The 429-nt window shown below is 55.2% G+C and carries 1 protein-coding gene; it reads left to right on the forward strand.

From position 1 onward, the window contains the following. Positions 1 to 136 precede the first annotated feature (136 nt). On the forward strand, positions 137 to 429 hold a 293-nt coding region (locus ACLD7X_RS19130; RefSeq protein WP_411425260.1), incomplete at its 3' end, for a vWA domain-containing protein.

Raw genomic sequence — 429 nt, forward strand, 5'->3', positions numbered from 1 at the left:
CGCGCTTATAACCCTCCGTAGTCTTGGTTTGGCAATTCTCATCCTGACGTTGTTTGAGCCGCTTCTGAGGACGGTGACGTCCACCTCCACCAGGCCAGTAGTCACGGTACTCGTCGATCGTTCTGCGAGCGCAGGTATGACGGATGCAACCGTTCGCCGCTCTCAACAAATGGCGGAAGTGTTGGAGACCGTAGAACGATTGCGCCCAAATGACGTGCGTTTTGCTGTCTTCGATGGATCTGTATCGGCTGTGGATGGCAAGTACGTTCGAGATTCCTTGGACTATCGTGGTCAACGGACGGATATCGCGTCGGCCATCCGATGGGCTACAAATGTTCCTGTTGACGAAGCCCCAGGGGCCCTGTTGCTCGTCACGGACGGAAACAGCAATACTGGTCAAAGTCCCATCTACCAAGCCCAGCTTGCTGG

The sequence above is a fragment of the Aphanothece microscopica RSMan92 genome (genome assembly GCF_046613545.2).
In the GTDB taxonomy this organism is placed as follows: domain Bacteria; phylum Cyanobacteriota; class Cyanobacteriia; order PCC-6307; family Cyanobiaceae; genus NIES-981.